The sequence below is a fragment of the Mesorhizobium sp. LNHC229A00 genome, from assembly GCF_000502415.1.
Lineage (GTDB): Bacteria > Pseudomonadota > Alphaproteobacteria > Rhizobiales > Rhizobiaceae > Mesorhizobium.
Window position 1 is genome coordinate 1 of record NZ_AYWQ01000238.1, and the last position, 626, is coordinate 626.

Here is a 626-nt window from a genome sequence, read left to right on the forward strand (position 1 = left end):
GAAAATGTGCAATTTTCCTTCGGCACGTGTCCTCATCCCGCAGAAATATAAATGTGACACTACGCTATAGTATTGATGCTTGGGAACATACCGGCCCCGCGCCTCGAACAAATCGTACACACGTCGTTTCTCAAAGTAGACTGCTTGGCGCGTTCGCTCAGGCGGCGACATTATATGATGCTGCGCGTCTGTCCGGCTTCCCCAGTTGATTCGCGCAGACTACGGGCGAGGTGGCAGGTTTCGGGTATTGCTAGCGTCCCGCCAATTCGGAAATGGACCTCGCGATTCGTCCGTCCAAGTAAAAGTCGCATCATTGNCATTGGTGACCGCAAATCGGCCCTTGTCTTTTTCCGGCAGGACCTCGGCGCTGGGCTGTTCCACGAGGCCGAATGGGAAATAGGCTTGCCCACCAACGTTGATGCCGGCATGGCAGGACGAGCAGCCTTTGTCCATGAAAAGCGCCAGGCCCTGTTTCTGTTCGGAAGTCATGGCAAGCTCATCACCATTCAGGAAGCTGTCGAACGGGGCCGGTGTGACCAGTGTCGCCTCGAAGGCTTCGATTGCCTTGGCGAAGTTGTCGAAGGTGACCCGATCGGCTTCAGCCGGAAAAGCTGCATCGAACCACT

At 55.5% G+C, this 626-nt stretch carries 1 protein-coding gene; it reads right to left on the reverse strand.

What is annotated here, in order from left to right:
- Positions 1 to 219: 219 nt before the first annotated feature.
- The coding region (locus tag X742_RS0139945; RefSeq protein WP_031248905.1) for a cytochrome c peroxidase at positions 220 to 626 on the reverse strand (407 nt) is incomplete at its 5' end.